Source organism: Kinneretia sp. DJ1R-11 (genome assembly GCF_025717595.1).
In the GTDB taxonomy this organism is placed as follows: domain Bacteria; phylum Pseudomonadota; class Gammaproteobacteria; order Burkholderiales; family Burkholderiaceae_C; genus Paucibacter_A.
Map to the genome: position 1 here is coordinate 1 of NZ_JAJIRR010000019.1, position 18,479 is coordinate 18,479.

Below are 18,479 nucleotides of genomic sequence, written 5' to 3' on the forward strand. Positions count from 1 at the left end.
GGTGGCCGTACCGTGGGTTCGGGTGTGGTTGCCACCATCCTGGCCTAACACTTTTGCGTGACCAGTCCGTTCGGCTGCTTTCGGCAGCCCAGCGGGCTTCACCTACTTCGCGGTACTCAAGTGATTGAGTCCGCACGCTCTTTGAAGGAATCGTCATGCAAAAGCAAAAGATCCGCATCCGCCTGAAGGCGTTTGACTACAAGCTGATCGACCAATCGGCTGCCGAGATCGTGGAAACCGCCAAGCGCACCGGCGCGATCGTCAAGGGCCCCGTGCCCCTGCCGACACGCTTCGAGCGTTTCGACATCCTGCGTTCGCCGCACGTCAACAAGTCTTCGCGCGACCAGTTCGAAATCCGTACCCACCAACGTCTGATGGACATCGTGGACCCGACGGACAAGACTGTTGATGCACTGATGAAGCTCGACCTGCCTGCCGGCGTCGACGTTGAAATCAAGCTGCAGTGATCATTTGAGTGCCAGAGTTGCCGTGAGGCGGCGCCAGGCACTTGAGCTGATTTAAGAAGAGGGCGATTCGAAAGGATCGCCCTTTTTCTATGGTGAGTCCAGCGGGCCTTGCGCATTCCTCAGGGTTCACGCTATACTCGCCAGCTTTTCCGCGGTGGAATTTTCCGGCGCGGAATTTGGCGCATCGTGTCCGGCAAGACTTCATCAAGGTGTTTTGTGCGTACGGTGCACTGGTCAGCCCGGCCAATCGATGTCGGGTGTATGTAAATGGCTTCCAGGGTCAACCTGTGGGGCTGGAGAAAAACCATGAGTCTAAGCAATCGTCTCGGATTGCTGGGCCGCAAGGTGGGCATGATGCGCATCTTCACGGACGACGGCGATGCCGTTCCTGTGACGGTGCTGGATGTGTCCAACAACCGCGTGTCCCAGATCAAGACCGTAGAGACCGACGGCTACACCGCCATTCAAGTGGTGTTCGGTGAGCGCAAAGCATCGCGCGTTACCAAGCCGGAAGCCGGCCACCTTGCCAAGGCAGGTGTTGAAGCCGGTCGTGTCATGAGCGAATTCCGTGTTGCCGCCGAAGTGGCTGCCGAATATAAGCCGGGCGCGCAAGTGCCGGTCTCGCTGTTCGCAGCGGGTCAACTGGTGGACGTGCAAGGCACATCCATCGGTAAGGGCTTTGAGGGCACCATCAAGCGCCACAACTTCAGCTCGCAGCGTGCCTCGCACGGTAACAGCCGCTCGCACAATGTTCCTGGCTCCATCTCGATGGCGCAGGATCCGGGTCGCGTGTTCCCGGGCAAGAAGATGTCGGGTCACCTGGGTGACGTGACGGTGAGCGTGCAGAACCTGGACATCGTGCGCGTTGACGAAGCTCGTCAACTGCTGCTGGTCCGCGGTGCTGTGCCGGGTTCGAAGAATGGCCACGTTGTCGTTCGCCCCGCCGTCAAGGTCAAGCTCAAGAAGGGAGCCATCTGATGCAGCTCGAGCTCCTGAATGAGCAAGGTCAGGCCACCGCCAAGGTGGACGCTCCTGATACGCTGTTTGCTCGCGATTACAACGAAGCCCTGGTGCACCAGGTGGTCGTGGCCTTCCAGGCCAATGCCCGCCAAGGCACTCGCGCCCAGAAGGACCGCGAACAAGTCAAGCACTCGACCAAGAAGCCGTTCCGTCAAAAGGGAACTGGTCGCGCACGTGCTGGTATGACCTCTTCGCCGCTGTGGCGCGGGGGTGGTCGGATTTTCCCGAACATGCCCGACGAAAACTTCACCCACAAGCTGAACAAGAAGATGTATCGCGCCGGTATGGCCGCCATCTTGTCGCAGCTGGCTCGTGAAGGTCGTCTGGCCGTGATCGATTCGATCACGCTGGAAGCTCCCAAGACCAAGCTGTTGGCCGCCAAGTTCAAGGCCATGGGCCTGGAATCGGTGATGCTGATCGCTGATCAGATGGACGACAACCTGCTGCTCGCTTCGCGCAACCTGGCCAATGTGCTGGTGTGCGAGCCGCGCTACGCGGATCCGCTGTCGCTGGTCTTCTACAAGAAGGTGCTGGTGACCAAGGCCGCTATGGAGCAACTCCAGGAGATGCTGGCATGAGCGCCCCTAAGTATTCTGAAGGCCGTCTGGCCTCAGTGCTGCTCGCTCCCATCGTGTCCGAAAAGGCCACGGCGGTTGCTGAAAAGCACAACCAAGTGTTGTTCAAGGTGCTGCGCGACGCCACCAAGCCGGAAATCAAGGCCGCTGTTGAACTGATGTTCAAGGTCGAGGTTGAGGCCGTGAACGTTGTCAACGTCAAGGGCAAGGTCAAGAAGTTCGGTCGTTCGATCGGCCGTCGTGACCACGTCAAGAAGGCTTATGTTTCGCTGAAGGCGGGCCAAGAGCTCAACTTCTCCGGGGAGGCTGCGTAATGGCCGTCGTTAAAGTCAAGCCAACCTCGCCCGGCCGCCGTGCCGTCGTGAAGGTGGTGCATTCGCACCTGCACAAGGGCGCTCCGGAAGCTTCGCTGCTGGAACCGCAAAAGCAAAATGCTGGCCGTAACAACAACGGTCACATCACGATTCGCCACAAGGGCGGTGGTCACAAGCACCACTACCGTGTGGTCGACTTCAAGCGCAACAAGGACGGCATTCCCGCCAAGGTTGAGCGCATTGAGTACGACCCGAACCGTACGGCCCACATCGCTCTGGTGTGCTATGCCGACGGCGAGCGTCGTTACATCATCGCTCCGCGTGGTCTGGAAGTGGGTTCCACAATCTTGAGCGGCGCGGAAGCCCCGATCAAGGCCGGTAACACGCTGCCTATCCGCAACATCCCCGTGGGTTCCACCATCCATTGCGTCGAAATGCTGCCGGGTAAGGGCGCGCAAATCGCTCGTTCGGCTGGCGTGTCCGTGGTGCTGATGGCTCGCGAAGGCGTCTACGCCCAGCTGCGTCTGCGCTCGGGTGAAGTTCGTCGCATCCACATCGACTGCCGCGCCACGATTGGCGAAGTGTCCAACGAAGAGCATCAGCTGCGCCAGTACGGCAAGGCCGGCGCGATCCGCTGGAAGGGCATCCGACCGACCGTTCGTGGTACCGCCATGAACCCGGTGGATCACCCGCACGGTGGTGGTGAAGGTCGTACCGGTGAAGGCCAGGCGCCTGTGTCGCCGTGGAACACCCTCACGAAGGGCTTCCGCACTCGTAACAACAAGCGCACGCAGACGTTCATCGTTTCGCGTCGCAAGAAGTAAAGGGTAGGCCATGACTCGTTCACTGAAGAAGGGCCCGTTCATTGACCACCACCTCTTGGCTAAGGTCGAGAAGGCGGTTGCTGCCAAGGACAAGAAGCCTATCAAGACCTGGTCGCGTCGCTCGACGATCCTGCCCGAGTTCATCGGTCTGACGATCGCTGTGCACAACGGCAAGCAACACGTTCCCGTTTATGTGTCGGACCAGATGGTCGGCCACAAGCTGGGTGAATTCGCACTGACCCGCACCTTCAAAGGCCATCCGGCCGACAAGAAGGCCGGGAAGAAGTAAGGATGCCAACGATGGAAACCAAAGCAATCGTTCGCGGCGTTCGCCTCTCGTGTGACAAGGGCCGCCTGGTGGCGGACCTGATCCGCGGCAAGAAGGTGGACCATGCGCTCAACATCCTGGAATTCACCCAGAAGAAGGCGGCCCTGATCATCAAGAAGGCGCTCGAAAGCGCCATCGCCAACGCCGAACACAACGACGGCGCAGACATTGATGAGCTCAAGGTCACCACGATCTATGTGGAGCAAGGTGCCACGCTGAAGCGTTTCTCTGCCCGCGCCAAAGGCCGTGGCAATCGCATCAGCAAGCCCACCTGCCACATCTTCGTGTCGGTCGGCAACTGAAGGCTGAAGGAAGACTATGGGACAGAAAATTCATCCGACCGGTTTTCGTCTGCCGGTCACGCGTAACTGGGCTTCGCGTTGGTACGCGAACAACCAGAACTTCGCGACCATGCTGGCTGAAGACCTGCAAGTCCGGGAGTTCCTGAAGGCTCGCCTGAAGAACGCCGCCGTGTCGCGCGTTCTGATTGAGCGCCCCGCCAAGAACGCCCGCATCACCATTTACTCGGCACGTCCGGGTGTGGTGATCGGCAAGAAGGGCGAGGACATCGAAAGCCTGAAGGCCGAGCTGACCAAGCGTCTGGGCGTGCCGGTGGCTGTGAACATCGAAGAAGTGCGCAAGCCTGAAATCGATGCTCAACTGATCGCCGACTCGATCACCCAGCAGCTGGAAAAGCGCATCATGTTCCGCCGCGCTATGAAGCGTGCGATGCAGAACGCGATGCGTCTGGGTGCCCAAGGCATCAAGATCATGTCGTCGGGCCGTCTGAACGGCATCGAAATCGCTCGTTGCGAGTGGTACCGTGAAGGCCGCGTGCCTCTTCACACCCTGAAGGCTGACATCGACTACGGCTTCTCCGAAGCCAGCACGACGTACGGCATCATCGGCGTGAAGGTGTGGGTCTACCGCGGTGACCGCCTGGCCAACGGCGATGCGCCGGTGATCAAGAGCGAAGCCGGTGAAGACGATCGTCGCCCGCGTCGCAACGCCCGTCCTGGCGCCCCCGCTGGCCGTGGCCGTCCGGGTGGTGACCGTGGTCCGCGTGGTGAAGGCGGCGACAAGCCGGCTGCCACCGGTGACGCAGCCCAGCCCGCTGCCAAGCGTGTCGTCCGCAAGGTCGCACCCGCTGGCGGCGAGGCCAAAGGAGAATAAATATGCTGCAACCAGCTCGTCGCAAATACCGCAAGGAGCAAAAGGGTCGTAACACTGGTGTTGCCACCCGTGGTGCTGCCGTTTCATTCGGTGACTTCGGTCTGAAGGCCACCGAACGCGGTCGCCTGACGGCTCGTCAAATCGAAGCTGCACGTCGTGCAATCTCGCGCCATATCAAGCGCGGTGGTCGCATCTTCATCCGCATCTTCCCCGACAAGCCGATCTCCCAGAAGCCTGCTGAAGTCCGGATGGGTAACGGCAAGGGCAACCCGGAGTACTACGTCGCTGAAATTCAGCCTGGCAAGGTGCTCTATGAAGTCAACGGTGTGCCGGAAGCCCTGGCTCGCGAAGCGTTCACTCTGGCAGCTGCGAAGCTGCCCCTGAGCTGCACTTTCGTGACGCGCCAGGTCGGCACCTGAAGAGGAAAGACACCATGAAAGCATCTGAACTGCGTGGCAAAGACGTCGCTGCCTTGGAAAAGGAAGTGACCGATCTGCTGAAGGCCCATTTCGGCCTCCGCATGCAAAAGGCGACCCAACAGTTGACCAACCACACCGTGCTGGGCAACACGCGCCGCGACATCGCTCGTGTCAAGACTGTTTTGGCCGAGAAGAAGAAGGGAGCCGCGAAATGACGCAAGCTCAAGAGAAGAACACGCGCACCCTGGTGGGTCGCGTGGTCAGCGACAAGCGCTCCAAGACCGTCACGGTCCTGGTCGAGCGTCGCGCCAAGCACGAGCTCTACGGCAAGATCGTGGCCCGTTCCCGCAAGTACCACGCCCATGATGAAAATGGCGAGTACAAGATGGGTGACGTTGTCGAGATCGCTGAAGGCCGCCCGCTGTCTAAGACCAAGAGCTGGGTCGTGACCCGCTTGGTCGAGAAGGCACAAGTGGTCTGATCGCTGCTAGACATGTCTTTCGCGGGGTCTTAGTGCCCTGATCGACAAGAATGACCGGAACGCTGGAATACTGGCGCCCGGTCATTTTTCATTTTCGAAGGTGCTTTCTCTCGTCGCATGGGCACTCTGTGCGCGATGAGTTCGTTGCCTCCAATTCCGCTACCCAACTAAAAGGACAACTCCATGCTGAAGATTGGCGATCGCCTGCCCGCTGCGACCTTGCAAGAATTCATTGAAGTCGAAGGTGAGGGTTGCTCCCTCGGTCCGAATAAGTTCGCCGTTGACGCCCTGGTGGCCGGCAAGAAGATTGTCATCTTTGCTTTGCCAGGTGCCTTCACGCCGACTTGTTCCGCCCAGCATGTGCCAGGCTATGTGCAGCAGGCTGCAGCTCTGCGCGCTGCCGGTGTTGATGAGATCTGGTGCCTGTCCGTCAACGACGCATTCGTCATGGGAGCTTGGGGCCGCGAGCAAAAGACTGCAGGCAGCGTGCGCATGATGGCTGACGGTAGCGCTGAGTTCACCAAAGCAACCGGGCTGACTCTGGACCTGACGGCGGGTGGGCTCGGTCTGCGTTCGCAGCGCTACTCCATGCTGGTCGTCGATGGCGTTGTCAAAGCGCTCAATATTGAAGCTCCTGGCAAGTTCGAAGTCAGCGACGCATCGACCATGCTGAGCCAGGCTCAGCAAGCTTGAGTTCGCGCGGCGCCGTTCGGCGCTGCGCATCGTCGGGCGCTTGCATGGCACAGGCCTCGTGAGAGGCTGAGCACTTAATTGTTTTGCAAATCGCGCTTGACGACACCAGGGCTTCTGGTGCACAATCTAAAGCTTCGCCGAACGCAAGGCGCATCTTGTGATGCGTTATGGCCTCGGATCCGCCCTCAACTGCTGGGCGCGAGACTCACACAGGAGTGCTGAGAATCGCGTTTGGTCAACGGGCCCAAGACTGACCGATGAGCTTTGTGCATCAAGCATGGGGTGATTTGGGAAAAGTTGGGGATAGACATGATTCAAATGCAATCGCGACTTGATGTCGCGGACAACACTGGCGCTAAATCCGTCATGTGCATCAAGGTGCTTGGTGGTTCCAAGCGTCGTTATGCCGGGATTGGTGACATCATCAAGGTCAGCATCAAAGAAGCTGCGCCTCGTGCCCGAGTGAAAAAGGGCGAGGTTTACAGCGCTGTGGTGGTTCGCACCGCCAAGGGCGTTCGTCGTCAAGATGGCTCTTTGGTCAAGTTCGACGGCAATGCCGCCGTGCTGCTGAACGCCAAGCTCGAGCCGATCGGCACTCGCATCTTCGGCCCCGTTACGCGTGAACTGCGTACGGAGCGTTTCATGAAGATCGTGTCGCTGGCGCCTGAGGTTCTCTGAGCTCAGCCACAGACAAAGGTATTGCCATGAACAAGATTCGCACAGGCGACGAGGTCATCGTTCTGACCGGCCGTGACAAAGGTAAGCGCGGCGCGGTTTCGCAACGCGTGGATGCTGATCACATCGTCGTCGACGGCATCAATGTCGTCAAAAAGCACGTCAAGCCCAACCCGATGAAGGGTACCACCGGTGGTGTGGTGGACAAGACGATGCCTATCCATCAATCCAACGTGGCGATTTTTAACGCTGCATCCGGCAAGGCCGATCGCGTGGGCATCAAGCTCACCGCCGATGGCAAGAAGGTGCGCGTTTACAAGTCGACCGGCGAAGAGATCAAGGCTTAAGGGGTTCGACATGGCTCGTTTGCAAGCGTTTTATCGCGAAAAAGTTGTGCCCGACCTCTCGACGAAGTTTGGTTACAAGTCGGTCATGGAAGTGCCGCGCATCACCAAGATCACACTGAATATGGGTGTGAGCGAGGCTGTTGCCGACAAGAAGGTCATGGACCACGCTGTGGGTGACCTGACCAAGATCGCCGGCCAGAAGCCCGTGGTGACGAAGTCGAAGAAGGCGATTGCCGGCTTCAAGATTCGTGACTCCGTGCCTATCGGCTGCATGGTTACACTGCGCGGCGTCCAGATGTATGAATTCCTGGATCGCTTTGTGACGATCGCGCTGCCGCGCGTTCGTGACTTCCGTGGTATCTCGGGTCGCTCGTTCGACGGACGTGGCAACTACAACATCGGCGTCAAAGAACAGATCATCTTCCCTGAGATCGACTATGACAAGGTGGATGCGCTGCGTGGTCTGAACATCAGCATCACCACTACCGCCAAGACGGACGACGAAGCCAAGGCTCTCCTGGCTGCGTTCAAGTTTCCGTTCAAGAACTGAGGTGACTCGTGGCTAAAACTTCACTTATTCAACGTGAACTGAAGCGCGACGCGTTGGTGGCCAAGTACGCGAAGAAATACGCGGAACTGAAGGCGATCATCAACGACGCGAAGAAGTCGGACGAAGAGCGCTACATCGCTCGCCTGGAGCTGCAGAAGCTGCCTCGCAATGCCTACCCGACCCGTCAGCGTAATCGCTGCGCGTTGACTGGCCGTCCCCGCGGCACTTTCCGCAAGTTCGGCCTGGGCCGTAACAAGATTCGTGAGCTGGCCTTCAAAGGCGACATCCCCGGTGTCGTCAAGGCCAGCTGGTAATCGGCACGATTAGGAGATTTCGCAAATGAGCATGAGTGATCCTATCGCCGATATGCTGACCCGCATTCGCAACGCCCAAAGCGTTGAGAAGCCCAGCGTCGTGATGCCTTCTTCCAAGTTGAAGATCGCGATCGCCAAAGTCCTGAAGGACGAGGGTTATATCGACAGTTTCGCAGTGCGCGGTGAAGCCGCTCGCCCGGAGCTGGAGATTGCGCTGAAGTATTACGCCGGTCGTCCGGTGATCGAGCGCATCGAGCGCGTGAGCCGCCCCGGCCTGCGCATCTACAAGGGCCGCCACGATATTCCTCAGGTCATGAATGGCCTGGGTGTGGCGATTGTCACCACCCCGCAAGGTGTGATGACGGACCGCAAAGCACGTCAAGCCGGCATCGGCGGCGAAGTGCTCTGCTACGTCGCCTAAGCGCAAGGAGATTTACACAATGTCCCGCGTTGGAAAAATGCCGGTCGCCATTCCCCAGGGAGTGGATGTGACCGTGAGCGCTGATCAAGTCAGCGTCAAGGGCGCTCTGGGCACGCTGGTGCGTCCCCTGAACGGCCTCGTGACCATCAAGAATGAAGGCGGCCAGCTGTCTTTCGTTCCCCGTGACGACTCGACCGCCGCTGGCGCGATGAGCGGCACCGTTCGCGCATTGGTGGCCAATATGGTCAACGGCGTGAGCAAGGGTTTCGAGAAGAAGCTGAACCTGGTTGGCGTGGGCTTCCGTGCCCAGGCTCAAGGTCAAAAGCTGAACCTGCAAATCGGTTTCTCTCACCCTGTGGTGAAGGACATGCCGGCTGGCATCAAGGTTGAGTGCCCGACCCAGACCGAAATTCTGATCAAGGGCGCGGATCGCCAAGTGGTCGGACAACTGGCCGCAGAAGTGCGCGCCTTCCGTCCGCCAGAGCCCTATAAGGGCAAGGGCATCCGCTATTCCGACGAGAAGGTCTCTCTCAAAGAGACCAAGAAGAAGTAAGGAGCAGCGCCATGTTGACCAAAAAAGAACAGCGCATCCGTCGCTCGCGTCAGACTCGTGCCCGCATCGCGGTGCAGCGCGTCGTGCGCCTGACGGTCTTCCGCTCCAATCTGCACATCTACGCAAGCGTCATCTCCGACGATGGCACCCGTGTGTTGGCCAGTGCTTCGACCGCCGAAAAGGCTGTCCGCGAGCAACTGGGCGGCGCAGGCAAGGGTGGCAATGTGGCCGCAGCCACCTTGATCGGCAAGCGTATCGCCGAAAAGGCGAAGGCTGCTGGCATCGAGAAGGTTGCTTTCGACCGCGCAGGTTTCGCCTATCACGGTCGTGTCAAGGCTCTGGCCGAAGCAGCCCGCGAAGCCGGCCTGCAGTTCTGACGCAAAAAGGATTTCGAAATGGCAAAGTTTCAACCCCGCGTGCAGACCGAAGGCAATGACGACGGCCTGAAGGAAAAGATGATCGCGATCAACCGCGTCACCAAGGTGGTGAAGGGTGGTCGTACTCTGAGCTTCGCCGCGTTGACGGTGGTCGGCGACGGCAATGGCCGCATCGGCATGGGCAAGGGCAAGGCGAAGGAAGTTCCCGTCGCTGTGCAAAAGGCCATGGAATCGGCTCGTCGCAATATGGTCAAGGTTGACCTGCGCAACGGCACCATTCACCACAATGTGGTGGGCGGTCACGGTGCAGCCAGCGTCATGATGATCCCCGCACAAGCTGGTACCGGCGTGATCGCTGGCGGCCCGATGCGCGCGGTCTTCGAAGTGATGGGCGTGACCGACATCGTGACCAAGAGCCACGGTTCGACCAACCCGTACAACATGGTTCGCGCCACTCTGGACGCGCTGAAGCGCTCCACGACGGCTGCGGAAGTCGCCGCCAAGCGCGGCAAGTCGGTCGAAGAAATTCTCGGCTGATTCGCCAGCATTGGAGTAGACACATGTCTGAAAAGAAAACCGTAACCGTCAAGTTGGTTCGCAGCCCCATCGGTACACGTGCTTCGCACCGTGCCACCGTGGTGGGTCTGGGCCTGCGCAAGCTGAACAGCACCAGCGTGTTGGAAGACACGCCGGCCGTGCGCGGCATGATCAACAAGATCGCCTACCTCGTGCAGGTGCTGTAAGCATCTTCACGAACAGAGGACAACACATGCAACTCAATACCATTCAGCCCGCAGCTGGCGCCAAGCACGCCAAGCGCCGCGTGGGCCGTGGCATCGGCTCTGGTCTGGGCAAGACCGCAGGTCGTGGCCACAAGGGTCAAAAGTCGCGCGCTGGCGGCTACCACAAGGTGGGTTTCGAAGGCGGTCAAATGCCTTTGCAACGTCGCCTGCCCAAGCGTGGTTTCAAGTCGGCTGCTTTGAAGTTCAATGCCGAAGTGAACCTGGACGATCTGCAGGCCCTCGTTGCCGATGAGATCGATCTGATGACGCTGAAGGCTGTGGGCCTGGTGCCCGAGCTGACCAAGAACGCCAAGGTCATCCTGTCCGGTTCGATCAGCCGCAAGGTCACGCTCAAGGGCGTGGGTGCGACGGTTGGTGCCAAGGCGGCCATCGAGGCAGCCGGCGGTTCGGTCGCTTAAAGCTTTAGGAACGAGGCACAGTGGCTACCAACGCAAACCAACTGGCCAAGAGCGGCAAGTTCGGCGACTTGCGTCGTCGTCTTGTGTTTCTGTTGCTGGCTCTGGTCGTGTATCGCATCGGGGGGCATATCCCGGTGCCTGGTATCGATCCGGCTCAGCTGCAGCAGTTCTTCAAGGGTCAGGAGGGTGGCATCCTGAGCCTGTTCAATATGTTCTCGGGCGGCGCCTTGTCGCGCTTCACCGTCTTTGCGCTGGGCATTACGCCCTACATCTCGGCGTCGATCGTGATCCAGTTGATGGGTTATGTTGTGCCGTCCTTGGAAGCGCTGAAGAAGGAAGGCGAAGCAGGCCGTCGCAAGATCACGCAGTACACACGTTACGGGACCTTGGGTCTGGCGTTGTTTCAGTCGCTGAGCATTGCTCTGGCGCTTGAGAGTTCCGCCGGCTTGGTGGTCAATCCGGGTTTTGGCTTCCGCTTGACGGCGGTGTCCAGCTTGGTGGCCGGAACGATGTTCCTGATGTGGTTGGGTGAGCAGATCACTGAGCGTGGCTTGGGCAATGGGATTTCGATCCTGATCTTCGGCGGCATTGCTGCTGGATTGCCAGGCGCTATTGGCGGTCTGTTGGAATTGGTGCGTACTGGGGCTATGGGTCCAGTGTCCTTCCTGTTCCTTTCGGCTGTCATCGTTGCCGTGACCTATTTGGTGGTGTTCGTCGAGCGCGGTCAGCGCAAGATCTTGGTGAATTACGCCAAGCGCCAGGTGGGGAACAAGGTCTACGGTGGTCAGTCTTCGCACCTGCCGCTCAAGCTGAACATGTCGGGCGTGATCCCGCCGATCTTCGCGTCGTCCATCATCTTGCTGCCGACCACGATCGTGAGTTGGTTCGCTACGGGTGACGGCCTGCGCTGGTTGAAGGACCTTGCTGGCATGGTGGCGCCGGGACAGCCGATTTATGTGCTGCTCTACGCCGCTGCTATCGTGTTCTTCTGCTTCTTCTACACGGCGCTGGTGTTCAACAGCCGTGAGACTGCAGACAACCTGAAGAAGAGCGGAGCGTTCATCCCGGGTATCCGCCCGGGTGACCAGACTGCAAAGCATATTGACAAGATCTTGTCTCGTTTGACCCTGGCAGGTGCCATCTACATCACCGGTGTGTGCTTGCTGCCAGAGTTCTTGACCTTGAAGTACAACGTGCCGTTCTATTTTGGTGGTACGTCCTTGTTGATCATTGTTGTGGTCACCATGGATTTCTGGGCTCAAGTGCAGTCTTACGTGATGAGCCAGCAGTATGAATCGCTGCTGAAGAAGGCAAATTTCAAGGCCAGCTGAAAAGCTGATCCCCCGTTTAATCAATTTCCATCAGAACAGAAACGAAGGCATGGCGAAAGACGACGTCATTCAGATGCAAGGCGAGATTCTTGAGAATCTTCCTAATGCCACGTTTCGAGTGAAGCTGGAGAACGGGCATGTTGTTCTCGGCCACATCTCCGGCAAGATGCGGATGCATTACATCCGCATTCTGCCTGGCGACAAAGTCACCGTTGAACTAACCCCGTACGATTTGAGTCGTGCTCGCATCGTATTCCGGGCGAAGTGAGCTTTTCTTTTCCCCGGTTACGCGCTGTGAGCGCATTTGAGTAGGTCAAGGAGCAGACCATGAAAGTTTCGGCATCCGTCAAGCAGATGTGCCGCAATTGCAAGATCATCCGTCGCAAGGGCGTGGTGCGTGTGATCTGTACCGATCCGCGCCACAAACAGCGTCAAGGCTGATTGCTGCACGACACGAGCGAATTAGAGGACGCACATGGCACGTATTGCTGGTATCAACATTCCGCCGCATAAGCACACTGAGATTGGTCTGACTTCGATCTACGGCGTTGGCCGTACGACGGCTCAGAAGATCTGCACGACTTGCGGTATTCCTTTCGACAAGAAGGTCAAAGACCTCACCGACGCTGATCTGGAAAAGATCCGTGACGAAGTGGGCCGCATGACCATCGAAGGCGACCTGCGTCGCGAAATGTCGATCAACATCAAGCGCTTGATGGATCTCGGTTGCTACCGCGGTTTCCGTCATCGTCGCGGTTTGCCGATGCGCGGTCAGCGTACTCGCACGAACGCTCGCACTCGTAAGGGCCCGCGCAAGTCGGCCGCTACGGGCAAGAAGTGATCTGCGCACAGCATTGAAAGAAGGTCAAGATGGCAAAAGCACCCAATAACTCGGCTGCGCAACGCGTTCGCAAGAAGGTTCGCAAGAACGTTGCCGATGGCATTGCACACGTTCACGCGTCGTTCAATAACACGATCATAACGATCACCGACCGTCAAGGCGGCGCTCTGTCCTGGGCTTCCAGCGGCGGCCAAGGCTTCAAGGGTTCGCGCAAATCGACTCCTTTCGCAGCCCAGGTGGCAGCTGAAGTGGCTGGTCGTGCTGCTCAAGACCAAGGCATCAAGAACTTGGACGTCAAGATCAAGGGCCCCGGCCCGGGTCGTGAGTCGTCGGTTCGTGCTCTGGGTGCTCTGGGCATCCGGATCAACTCGATCTCTGATGTGACACCGGTGCCGCACAACGGCTGCCGCCCGCAAAAGCGTCGTCGCATCTAAGTTTCCACGGATGCTCGCTTTTCTGCGATAATCTGCGGTTACTCATCGCCGGCGGGCACGTAAGTGCCGCGCCGGCGGTTGTGTTGAAGCCTTCGGGCTTGTTTGTGGCCATACGATCGTGTATGTCGCGATCCAGGCTGATTGTTGAAGACCACCGTCCGAGCCGATAAAAACACTGGCCGGACTCGCGCTGGGCTCATCTTCGATAGGTGTGCTGGCGTTAGATTGAACAAGGACACTCAAAGTGGCACGTTATCTCGGCCCCAAGGCCAAACTTTCCCGCCGTGAAGGTACCGACCTGTTCCTGAAGAGCGCTCGCCGCCCCATCAGCGACAAGGCAAAGTTTGATTCGAAGCCTGGCCAGCATGGCCGCACTTCCGGTCAGCGCACCTCTGATTTCGGTCTGCAGTTGCGTGAAAAGCAGAAGGTCAAGCGCATGTACGGCGTCTTGGAGCGTCAGTTCCGCCGTTACTTCGCAGAAGCCGAGCGCCGCAAGGGTTCGACGGGTGTCAACCTGCTGACGCTGCTGGAATCGCGCCTGGACAATGTCGTGTATCGCATGGGCTTTGGCTCCACTCGTGCAGAAGCCCGTCAGTTGGTTTCGCACAAGGGCATCGTCGTGAACGGTGAAGTCGTGAACATCGCGTCTTACCTGGTTAAGGCCGGTGACACCGTGGGCGTTCGTGAGAAGGCCAAGAAGCAGCTCCGCATCGCTGACTCGCTGAAGCTGGCCGAGTCTATCGGTCTGCCCGCCTGGGTCACCGTGGACGGCACCAAGCTGGAAGGCGTGTTCAAGAAGGCTCCTGACCGCGACGAGTTCGGCGCTGAGATCAATGAATCGCTGATCGTTGAGTTGTACTCGCGTTAATCGATCTTCTTTTGCCGGCGATGCTCTTGTGAGCATGGCCGGCGTTTCCTCGTCTGGGCTTAGCGCAGACGCGCAAAGCCCGGCTGGTCCCTCAGCCTTATCGGTGTAACGAACCGAGGGTATTGAAAGAAAGACCTCATGCAAACAAACCTGCTCAAACCCAAATCCATCAATGTGGAGCCCCTGGGCGGACATCGCGCCAAGGTGACTCTGGAGCCGTTTGAACGCGGCTATGGCCACACTCTGGGCAATGCTCTGCGCCGTGTGCTGTTGTCGTCGATGGTGGGTTATGCGCCGACTGAAGTCACGATCGCTGGGGTGCTCCACGAGTACTCGGCCATCGACGGTGTGCAGGAAGACGTCGTTCACATCATGCTCAACCTGAAGGGCGTGGTCTTCCGTCTGCACAATCGCGAGGAAGTGACTCTGGTCTTGCGCAAGGAAGGTGAAGGCCCGGTGACGGCTGCCGACATCCAGACCCCGCACGACGTCGAGATCGTGAACCCTGAGCATGTCATTGCCCACCTGTCGCAAGGTGGCAAGTTGGACATGCAAATCAAGGTTGAAAAGGGCCGTGGCTACGTGCCCGGTTCCATGCGTCGTTATGGCGATGAGCCCACCAAGTCGATCGGTCGCATCGTTCTGGACGCGTCCTTCGCTCCGGTGCGCCGTGTCAGCTATGCGGTGGAAAGCGCCCGTGTGGAGCAGCGTACTGACCTGGACAAGCTGGTCATGGAAATCGAAACCAACGGCGCCATTTCGCCTGAGGAAGCGATCCGCGCTTCGGCCAAGATCCTGGTGGAACAACTGGCGGTCTTCGCTCAGCTGCAAGGCAGCGAAGTGCCTGACTTCGACCAACCAGCACAGCGCAGCTCGTCGTTCGATCCGATCCTGCTCCGCCCTGTGGACGAGCTGGAACTGACGGTGCGTTCGGCCAACTGCCTGAAGGCCGAAAACATCTATTACATCGGCGACCTGATCCAGCGTACCGAGACGGAGCTGCTGAAGACTCCGAATCTGGGTCGCAAGTCGCTCAACGAAATCAAGGAAGTGCTGGCTTCGCGTGGTCTGACTCTGGGCGCGCGCCTGGAAAACTGGCCGCCACAAGGTCTGGACAAGCGCTGATCCGTCTTGCCCGCAAGGGTTGTGCCTGCAGGGCTGGTTTTGCCAGCCAGGCTGGCGCTTTTGGATTCATTAGTTTTTAAGAAGGGTGGCCTTTCCGGCCACCCGGTGCACCCGGGCAGTACCTGATACGGCTGCTGGGATTAATCGAGAAAGGAATAGCACCATGCGTCACCGTAACGGCCTCCGTAAGCTGAACCGTACCTCCGAACACCGCAAGGCGATGCTGCGCAATATGTGCAACTCGCTGCTGCAGCACGAAGCCATCAAGACCACCGTCCCCAAGGCCAAGGAACTGCGTCGCGTTGTTGAGCCCCTGATCACTCTGGCCAAGGTCCCGACCGTCGCCAACCGCCGCCTGGCTTTCGACCGTCTGCGTGACCGCGACATGGTCGTCAAGTTGTTCGACGTGTTGGGCCCGCGTTTCGCTGCCCGTCCGGGCGGCTACACCCGTATCCTGAAGATGGGTTTCCGTGTGGGCGACAACGCTCCCATGGCCTACGTTGAGCTGGTGGACCGCGGCGAAGCCGAGACTGCTGGCGAAGCTGCTGAGTAAATCCAGCGCAGCCAGGGCGCCGGAGCTGAGTCTTTCAGTTTCGATTGCCTGCAAATGAAGGCCAGCCGACGTGCTGGCCTTTTTTTTGGGCGCTGCGCGAACGGAGCCCTGCCTTGAGTCGGGTCAGTTGCAGCAGTCTGGGCGCACCGGCGGGCTTTCGGCGTACAGTTCCGCGCCTTAGGCAGTCATCACGTGGCTGCTCCTTGCCTTCGAATTTTTTGACCTATGGAACACCCGCTGCCGCAGGGCCGGGTGTCGTTTGCCCATGATGCGTCTGTTCTCTTCATCTTCCCTTTGGCGGCCGCTTGCAGGCTTGCTGCTCTTGCTGAGTTTGCTGCTGCAGCCGTGGCTGGCGCGCGCGGACGATTTTCTGGATCCTGAGCAGGCTTTCAAGCTTTCGGTGAAGGCGCTCGATGAGCGTAGCGTCGAGGTCCGGTTTGACATTGCGCCCGGGTACTACATGTACCGAGAGCAGTTCAAAACGGAGTCGGTAGACGCCAAGTTGGGTGAGCTCGCGATCCCCAAAGGCAAGGTCAAGTTCGACGAGACCTTTCAAAAGGAAGTCGAGGTCTACCGCGAGGCCTTGGTGGTCAAGGTCGCAGTTGAGCAAGCCACTGGGCCGTTCAAGTTGATGGTCAGTGGCCAAGGCTGCGCTGACAAGGGCTTGTGCTATCCGCCCATGAGCTCTGAGTTCCAAGTACGCCTGTCGGCCTTTGGGGGCGGTGTCAGCGAAGTCAAGCCGGCGCTTGAAGGCGCGCCACTTGCGGCGCAGCAGAACAGCACGGCCTCGGCTCCCGCACTGAATGCCGCAGAGACCGCGACTGCCCCGGGCTCAGATTCGAACCGCCTGGATGCTGCATTGCAGTCTGGGAAATTCTGGACTGTGGTCGGCGTCTTCTTTGTGGCCGGCTTGCTGCTGTCGCTCACGCCCTGTGTGCTGCCCATGCTGCCGATTCTGTCTTCCATCATTGTTGGAGAGGCTCAGGGTGGCAAGGCCACGCGTGGGCGCGGCCTGCTGCTGGCGACCAGCTATTCCTTGGGCATGGCGCTGATCTATACCGCCTTGGGTGTCGCCGCCGGACTCGCTGGTGAGGGCTTGGCTGCCACCCTGCAAAAGCCGTGGGTCCTGGCGGCATTCGCCAGCGCGCTGGTGCTGTTTTCTCTGTCCATGTTCGGCGCCTATGAGATCAGCCTGCCCAGCGGATTGAGTGGTGGGCTCTCGCAAGCTTCGCAACGACTTCCGGCCGGGCATCTGTTCGGTGTGTTCGTCATGGGGGGCGTGTCGGCTTTGATCGTCAGCCCTTGTGTGGCGGCCCCGCTTGCCGGTGCCTTGTTGTACCTGAGCCAGTCCCGCGATGTGGTGCTTGGCGGCAGTGCACTCTTCGCCCTGGCAAGCGGCATGAGCGTCCCTTTACTGCTGCTCGGTGCTTCGGCGGGCAGTCTGCTGCCTCGTGCGGGCGCTTGGATGGACGGCGTCAAGCATTTCTTCGGCATGCTCTTGCTGGCGGTCGCGCTGTGGACTGTGCAGCCGGTTCTGCCTGCGGCTTTGTCGCAGGCGCTGTGGGGCGCGTTGTTGATCGGCGCCTCGGCCATGCTGGGCCTGTTTCAGCCCGCACACGCGGTGCACCGCCCGCGTACCTGGTTGCGCAAGACGGCCGCCGTGTTGGCCTTTGTCTATGGCCTGCTGCAGGTGGTGGGCGCGGCCAGCGGTGGCACCGATCCGCTCAAGCCTTTGGCCGGGCTGAGCGTGGCCGAGGCTCGGACTGGTGGCGCGGCAGCTGCCGGTGGGGCATTGAATTTTCAGAAAGTCCACAGCGTGGCCGAGCTTGACGCGGCTCTCGCCACCGCTGGTCGGCCTGTCATGCTGGACTTTTATGCCGATTGGTGTGTGTCTTGCAAAGAGATGGAGCGATTCACTTTCACCGACCCTGCGGTGCGCCAACGTCTGGCTGGGGCACTGCTGCTCAAGGCGGATGTCACGGCCAATACGCCGGCTGACCGCGAACTGCTCAAGCGCTTCAAGCTCTTCGGCCCGCCGGGCTCGATCTTCTTTGATGCGCAAGGCCAGGAGCTAACCGGGGTCCGCGTGATCGGCTTCCAAAACGCCGAACGCTTCCTTTCTTCGCTTTCTGCCGCTGGGCTTTGACGCCATGGCGGAAACTGCGCTATACTGCTAGCTTCAGTCGCGGGGTGGAGCAGTCTGGTAGCTCGTTGGGCTCATAACCCAAAGGTCGTAGGTTCAAATCCTGCCCCCGCAACCAAATACCAGTGCAGTGCGGCTCGGAAAGATTTCCTAGCGGTTCTGACAACAAGACCCATGAACAACAGCAAGGCTGCCGAATTCGGTGGCCTTTGTTTTCATCACCCATCAGTCGCGGGGTGGAGCAGTCTGGTAGCTCGTTGGGCTCATAACCCAAAGGTCGTAGGTTCAAATCCTGCCCCCGCAACCATCATGTCGCAGCGCCAACCGTGAGGTTGGCGTTTTGCTTTGCGCGAGCGATTTTGCCCGCAGGCCTACGGCACCGTCGTTGCGTCGACACGCTGCTGCGCGAGCCGCACGGCCCGTGTTTTCTTTGTAGCAAGCCAAGAGCCGGA

31 protein-coding genes and 2 tRNA genes are annotated in these 18,479 nt (G+C 59.3%); all 33 read left to right on the forward strand.

The features are described from left to right. Positions 1–155: 155 nt before the first annotated feature. The 33 genes from rpsJ to LNV23_RS22355 all read left to right on the forward strand — a co-directional run bounded on the left by rpsJ (position 156) and on the right by LNV23_RS22355 (position 18,334). Positions 156–467 (forward strand): 30S ribosomal protein S10, encoded by a 312-nt coding sequence (gene rpsJ / locus LNV23_RS22195; RefSeq protein ID WP_102766015.1) that lies wholly within the window; start codon positions 156–158, stop codon positions 465–467. Positions 468–773: 306 nt separating this feature from the next. Continuing rightward, complete coding sequence (gene rplC / locus LNV23_RS22200; protein WP_263521060.1) at positions 774–1,445, forward strand: 50S ribosomal protein L3; 672 nt, start codon at positions 774–776, stop codon at positions 1,443–1,445. Then, positions 1,445–2,065: a 50S ribosomal protein L4 gene (gene rplD, locus LNV23_RS22205; protein ID WP_102766017.1), complete on the forward strand. Its 621-nt coding sequence runs from the start codon at positions 1,445–1,447 to the stop codon at positions 2,063–2,065. Before rplC ends, rplD begins: the two co-directional genes overlap by 1 nt. After that, complete coding sequence (gene rplW, locus LNV23_RS22210) at positions 2,062–2,376, forward strand: 50S ribosomal protein L23 (protein ID WP_263521054.1); 315 nt, start codon at positions 2,062–2,064, stop codon at positions 2,374–2,376. The genes rplD and rplW overlap by 4 nt, the downstream gene beginning before the upstream one ends. After that, positions 2,376–3,200: a 50S ribosomal protein L2 gene (rplB, locus tag LNV23_RS22215; protein ID WP_263521052.1), complete on the forward strand. Its 825-nt coding sequence runs from the start codon at positions 2,376–2,378 to the stop codon at positions 3,198–3,200. The genes rplW and rplB overlap by 1 nt, the downstream gene beginning before the upstream one ends. Before the next feature lie 10 nt (positions 3,201–3,210). Further along, a complete protein-coding gene (rpsS, locus tag LNV23_RS22220; protein WP_102766020.1) occupies positions 3,211–3,489 on the forward strand; it encodes a 30S ribosomal protein S19 in 279 nt (92 codons plus the stop codon). Between the two features lie 11 nt (positions 3,490–3,500). After that, positions 3,501–3,830 carry a 50S ribosomal protein L22 gene (rplV, locus tag LNV23_RS22225; protein WP_263521049.1) on the forward strand — a complete coding sequence of 110 codons (330 nt, stop codon included), beginning with the start codon at positions 3,501–3,503 and terminating at the stop codon, positions 3,828–3,830. Positions 3,831–3,846: 16 nt separating this feature from the next. Continuing rightward, a complete protein-coding gene (gene rpsC, locus LNV23_RS22230; protein ID WP_263521047.1) occupies positions 3,847–4,701 on the forward strand; it encodes a 30S ribosomal protein S3 in 855 nt (284 codons plus the stop codon). Positions 4,702–4,703: 2 nt separating this feature from the next. Beyond that, the gene (rplP, locus tag LNV23_RS22235; protein ID WP_263564999.1) at positions 4,704–5,120 is read left to right on the forward strand and encodes a 50S ribosomal protein L16; all 417 of its coding nucleotides are present in this window, start codon (positions 4,704–4,706) and stop codon (positions 5,118–5,120) included. Between the two features lie 14 nt (positions 5,121–5,134). After that, the gene (gene rpmC / locus LNV23_RS22240) at positions 5,135–5,335 is read left to right on the forward strand and encodes a 50S ribosomal protein L29 (RefSeq protein ID WP_137945235.1); all 201 of its coding nucleotides are present in this window, start codon (positions 5,135–5,137) and stop codon (positions 5,333–5,335) included. Then, positions 5,332–5,601, forward strand: a complete 270-nt coding sequence (gene rpsQ, locus LNV23_RS22245) for a 30S ribosomal protein S17 (RefSeq protein WP_263521044.1) — start codon at positions 5,332–5,334, stop codon at positions 5,599–5,601. Before rpmC ends, rpsQ begins: the two co-directional genes overlap by 4 nt. A gap of 183 nt (positions 5,602–5,784) precedes the next feature. Further along, positions 5,785–6,294 (forward strand): peroxiredoxin, encoded by a 510-nt coding sequence (locus tag LNV23_RS22250; protein ID WP_263565000.1) that lies wholly within the window; start codon positions 5,785–5,787, stop codon positions 6,292–6,294. A gap of 309 nt (positions 6,295–6,603) precedes the next feature. Beyond that, positions 6,604–6,972: a 50S ribosomal protein L14 gene (gene rplN, locus LNV23_RS22255; protein WP_058721914.1), complete on the forward strand. Its 369-nt coding sequence runs from the start codon at positions 6,604–6,606 to the stop codon at positions 6,970–6,972. A 26-nt stretch (positions 6,973–6,998) separates the two neighbouring features. Then, entirely contained in the window at positions 6,999–7,316 is a 318-nt protein-coding gene (rplX, locus tag LNV23_RS22260) for a 50S ribosomal protein L24 (protein WP_263521041.1), read from the forward strand. Positions 7,317–7,326: 10 nt separating this feature from the next. Continuing rightward, positions 7,327–7,866 carry a 50S ribosomal protein L5 gene (gene rplE, locus LNV23_RS22265; protein WP_263521039.1) on the forward strand — a complete coding sequence of 180 codons (540 nt, stop codon included), beginning with the start codon at positions 7,327–7,329 and terminating at the stop codon, positions 7,864–7,866. A gap of 8 nt (positions 7,867–7,874) precedes the next feature. Continuing rightward, a complete protein-coding gene (gene rpsN, locus LNV23_RS22270) occupies positions 7,875–8,180 on the forward strand; it encodes a 30S ribosomal protein S14 (protein ID WP_263521037.1) in 306 nt (101 codons plus the stop codon). Positions 8,181–8,205: 25 nt separating this feature from the next. Then, the gene (rpsH, locus tag LNV23_RS22275; protein WP_102766029.1) at positions 8,206–8,601 is read left to right on the forward strand and encodes a 30S ribosomal protein S8; all 396 of its coding nucleotides are present in this window, start codon (positions 8,206–8,208) and stop codon (positions 8,599–8,601) included. 19 nt (positions 8,602–8,620) lie between these two features. Then, positions 8,621–9,154, forward strand: a complete 534-nt coding sequence (gene rplF, locus LNV23_RS22280) for a 50S ribosomal protein L6 (protein ID WP_263521034.1) — start codon at positions 8,621–8,623, stop codon at positions 9,152–9,154. A gap of 11 nt (positions 9,155–9,165) precedes the next feature. Continuing rightward, positions 9,166–9,531 carry a 50S ribosomal protein L18 gene (gene rplR / locus LNV23_RS22285; RefSeq protein WP_102766031.1) on the forward strand — a complete coding sequence of 122 codons (366 nt, stop codon included), beginning with the start codon at positions 9,166–9,168 and terminating at the stop codon, positions 9,529–9,531. An 18-nt stretch (positions 9,532–9,549) separates the two neighbouring features. Next, positions 9,550–10,068, forward strand: coding sequence for a 30S ribosomal protein S5 (gene rpsE / locus LNV23_RS22290; RefSeq protein ID WP_263521032.1), 519 nt, complete (start codon positions 9,550–9,552; stop codon positions 10,066–10,068). Positions 10,069–10,091: 23 nt separating this feature from the next. Then, positions 10,092–10,274 carry a 50S ribosomal protein L30 gene (rpmD, locus tag LNV23_RS22295; protein WP_263565001.1) on the forward strand — a complete coding sequence of 61 codons (183 nt, stop codon included), beginning with the start codon at positions 10,092–10,094 and terminating at the stop codon, positions 10,272–10,274. A gap of 26 nt (positions 10,275–10,300) precedes the next feature. Further along, entirely contained in the window at positions 10,301–10,732 is a 432-nt protein-coding gene (gene rplO, locus LNV23_RS22300; protein WP_263565002.1) for a 50S ribosomal protein L15, read from the forward strand. A 20-nt stretch (positions 10,733–10,752) separates the two neighbouring features. Then, positions 10,753–12,063, forward strand: coding sequence for a preprotein translocase subunit SecY (secY, locus tag LNV23_RS22305; RefSeq protein WP_263565003.1), 1,311 nt, complete (start codon positions 10,753–10,755; stop codon positions 12,061–12,063). A gap of 49 nt (positions 12,064–12,112) precedes the next feature. Continuing rightward, positions 12,113–12,331, forward strand: coding sequence for a translation initiation factor IF-1 (infA, locus tag LNV23_RS22310; protein WP_009855680.1), 219 nt, complete (start codon positions 12,113–12,115; stop codon positions 12,329–12,331). Positions 12,332–12,390: 59 nt separating this feature from the next. Continuing rightward, complete coding sequence (gene rpmJ / locus LNV23_RS22315) at positions 12,391–12,504, forward strand: 50S ribosomal protein L36 (protein ID WP_056194202.1); 114 nt, start codon at positions 12,391–12,393, stop codon at positions 12,502–12,504. 34 nt (positions 12,505–12,538) lie between these two features. Beyond that, a complete protein-coding gene (rpsM, locus tag LNV23_RS22320; protein ID WP_263521019.1) occupies positions 12,539–12,904 on the forward strand; it encodes a 30S ribosomal protein S13 in 366 nt (121 codons plus the stop codon). A 29-nt stretch (positions 12,905–12,933) separates the two neighbouring features. Then, positions 12,934–13,338: a 30S ribosomal protein S11 gene (gene rpsK / locus LNV23_RS22325; protein ID WP_058721926.1), complete on the forward strand. Its 405-nt coding sequence runs from the start codon at positions 12,934–12,936 to the stop codon at positions 13,336–13,338. Between the two features lie 244 nt (positions 13,339–13,582). Beyond that, the gene (gene rpsD / locus LNV23_RS22330; protein WP_263521015.1) at positions 13,583–14,206 is read left to right on the forward strand and encodes a 30S ribosomal protein S4; all 624 of its coding nucleotides are present in this window, start codon (positions 13,583–13,585) and stop codon (positions 14,204–14,206) included. Between the two features lie 138 nt (positions 14,207–14,344). Then, a complete protein-coding gene (locus LNV23_RS22335; RefSeq protein ID WP_263521013.1) occupies positions 14,345–15,331 on the forward strand; it encodes a DNA-directed RNA polymerase subunit alpha in 987 nt (328 codons plus the stop codon). 163 nt (positions 15,332–15,494) lie between these two features. Next, positions 15,495–15,884: a 50S ribosomal protein L17 gene (gene rplQ, locus LNV23_RS22340; protein ID WP_263521011.1), complete on the forward strand. Its 390-nt coding sequence runs from the start codon at positions 15,495–15,497 to the stop codon at positions 15,882–15,884. 265 nt (positions 15,885–16,149) lie between these two features. Further along, the gene (dsbD, locus tag LNV23_RS22345; protein ID WP_411910619.1) at positions 16,150–18,030 is read left to right on the forward strand and encodes a protein-disulfide reductase DsbD; all 1,881 of its coding nucleotides are present in this window, start codon (positions 16,150–16,152) and stop codon (positions 18,028–18,030) included. A gap of 38 nt (positions 18,031–18,068) precedes the next feature. Beyond that, positions 18,069–18,145, forward strand: a tRNA-Met gene (locus tag LNV23_RS22350). 112 nt (positions 18,146–18,257) lie between these two features. Beyond that, positions 18,258–18,334, forward strand: a tRNA-Met gene (locus LNV23_RS22355). Positions 18,335–18,479 lie beyond the last annotated feature (145 nt).

Coding starts and splice junctions, on each gene's coding strand:
- rpsM (WP_263521019.1), top strand. CDS start 12,539: ATGGCACGTATTGCTGGTATCAACATTCCGCCGCATAAGCACACTGAG.
- rpsJ (WP_102766015.1), top strand. CDS start 156: ATGCAAAAGCAAAAGATCCGCATCCGCCTGAAGGCGTTTGACTACAAG.
- rplV (WP_263521049.1), top strand. CDS start 3,501: ATGGAAACCAAAGCAATCGTTCGCGGCGTTCGCCTCTCGTGTGACAAG.
- rplX (WP_263521041.1), top strand. CDS start 6,999: ATGAACAAGATTCGCACAGGCGACGAGGTCATCGTTCTGACCGGCCGT.
- infA (WP_009855680.1), top strand. CDS start 12,113: ATGGCGAAAGACGACGTCATTCAGATGCAAGGCGAGATTCTTGAGAAT.
- rpsK (WP_058721926.1), top strand. CDS start 12,934: ATGGCAAAAGCACCCAATAACTCGGCTGCGCAACGCGTTCGCAAGAAG.
- rpsQ (WP_263521044.1), top strand. CDS start 5,332: ATGACGCAAGCTCAAGAGAAGAACACGCGCACCCTGGTGGGTCGCGTG.
- rplP (WP_263564999.1), top strand. CDS start 4,704: ATGCTGCAACCAGCTCGTCGCAAATACCGCAAGGAGCAAAAGGGTCGT.
- dsbD (WP_411910619.1), top strand. CDS start 16,150: ATGATGCGTCTGTTCTCTTCATCTTCCCTTTGGCGGCCGCTTGCAGGC.
- rplW (WP_263521054.1), top strand. CDS start 2,062: ATGAGCGCCCCTAAGTATTCTGAAGGCCGTCTGGCCTCAGTGCTGCTC.
- rpmJ (WP_056194202.1), top strand. CDS start 12,391: ATGAAAGTTTCGGCATCCGTCAAGCAGATGTGCCGCAATTGCAAGATC.
- rplO (WP_263565002.1), top strand. CDS start 10,301: ATGCAACTCAATACCATTCAGCCCGCAGCTGGCGCCAAGCACGCCAAG.
- rpsH (WP_102766029.1), top strand. CDS start 8,206: ATGAGCATGAGTGATCCTATCGCCGATATGCTGACCCGCATTCGCAAC.
- rplC (WP_263521060.1), top strand. CDS start 774: ATGAGTCTAAGCAATCGTCTCGGATTGCTGGGCCGCAAGGTGGGCATG.
- rpsS (WP_102766020.1), top strand. CDS start 3,211: ATGACTCGTTCACTGAAGAAGGGCCCGTTCATTGACCACCACCTCTTG.
- rplF (WP_263521034.1), top strand. CDS start 8,621: ATGTCCCGCGTTGGAAAAATGCCGGTCGCCATTCCCCAGGGAGTGGAT.
- rplN (WP_058721914.1), top strand. CDS start 6,604: ATGATTCAAATGCAATCGCGACTTGATGTCGCGGACAACACTGGCGCT.
- rplB (WP_263521052.1), top strand. CDS start 2,376: ATGGCCGTCGTTAAAGTCAAGCCAACCTCGCCCGGCCGCCGTGCCGTC.
- rplE (WP_263521039.1), top strand. CDS start 7,327: ATGGCTCGTTTGCAAGCGTTTTATCGCGAAAAAGTTGTGCCCGACCTC.
- rplR (WP_102766031.1), top strand. CDS start 9,166: ATGTTGACCAAAAAAGAACAGCGCATCCGTCGCTCGCGTCAGACTCGT.
- rpmD (WP_263565001.1), top strand. CDS start 10,092: ATGTCTGAAAAGAAAACCGTAACCGTCAAGTTGGTTCGCAGCCCCATC.
- rpmC (WP_137945235.1), top strand. CDS start 5,135: ATGAAAGCATCTGAACTGCGTGGCAAAGACGTCGCTGCCTTGGAAAAG.
- rpsC (WP_263521047.1), top strand. CDS start 3,847: ATGGGACAGAAAATTCATCCGACCGGTTTTCGTCTGCCGGTCACGCGT.
- LNV23_RS22250 (WP_263565000.1), top strand. CDS start 5,785: ATGCTGAAGATTGGCGATCGCCTGCCCGCTGCGACCTTGCAAGAATTC.
- rplQ (WP_263521011.1), top strand. CDS start 15,495: ATGCGTCACCGTAACGGCCTCCGTAAGCTGAACCGTACCTCCGAACAC.
- rpsE (WP_263521032.1), top strand. CDS start 9,550: ATGGCAAAGTTTCAACCCCGCGTGCAGACCGAAGGCAATGACGACGGC.
- rplD (WP_102766017.1), top strand. CDS start 1,445: ATGCAGCTCGAGCTCCTGAATGAGCAAGGTCAGGCCACCGCCAAGGTG.
- LNV23_RS22335 (WP_263521013.1), top strand. CDS start 14,345: ATGCAAACAAACCTGCTCAAACCCAAATCCATCAATGTGGAGCCCCTG.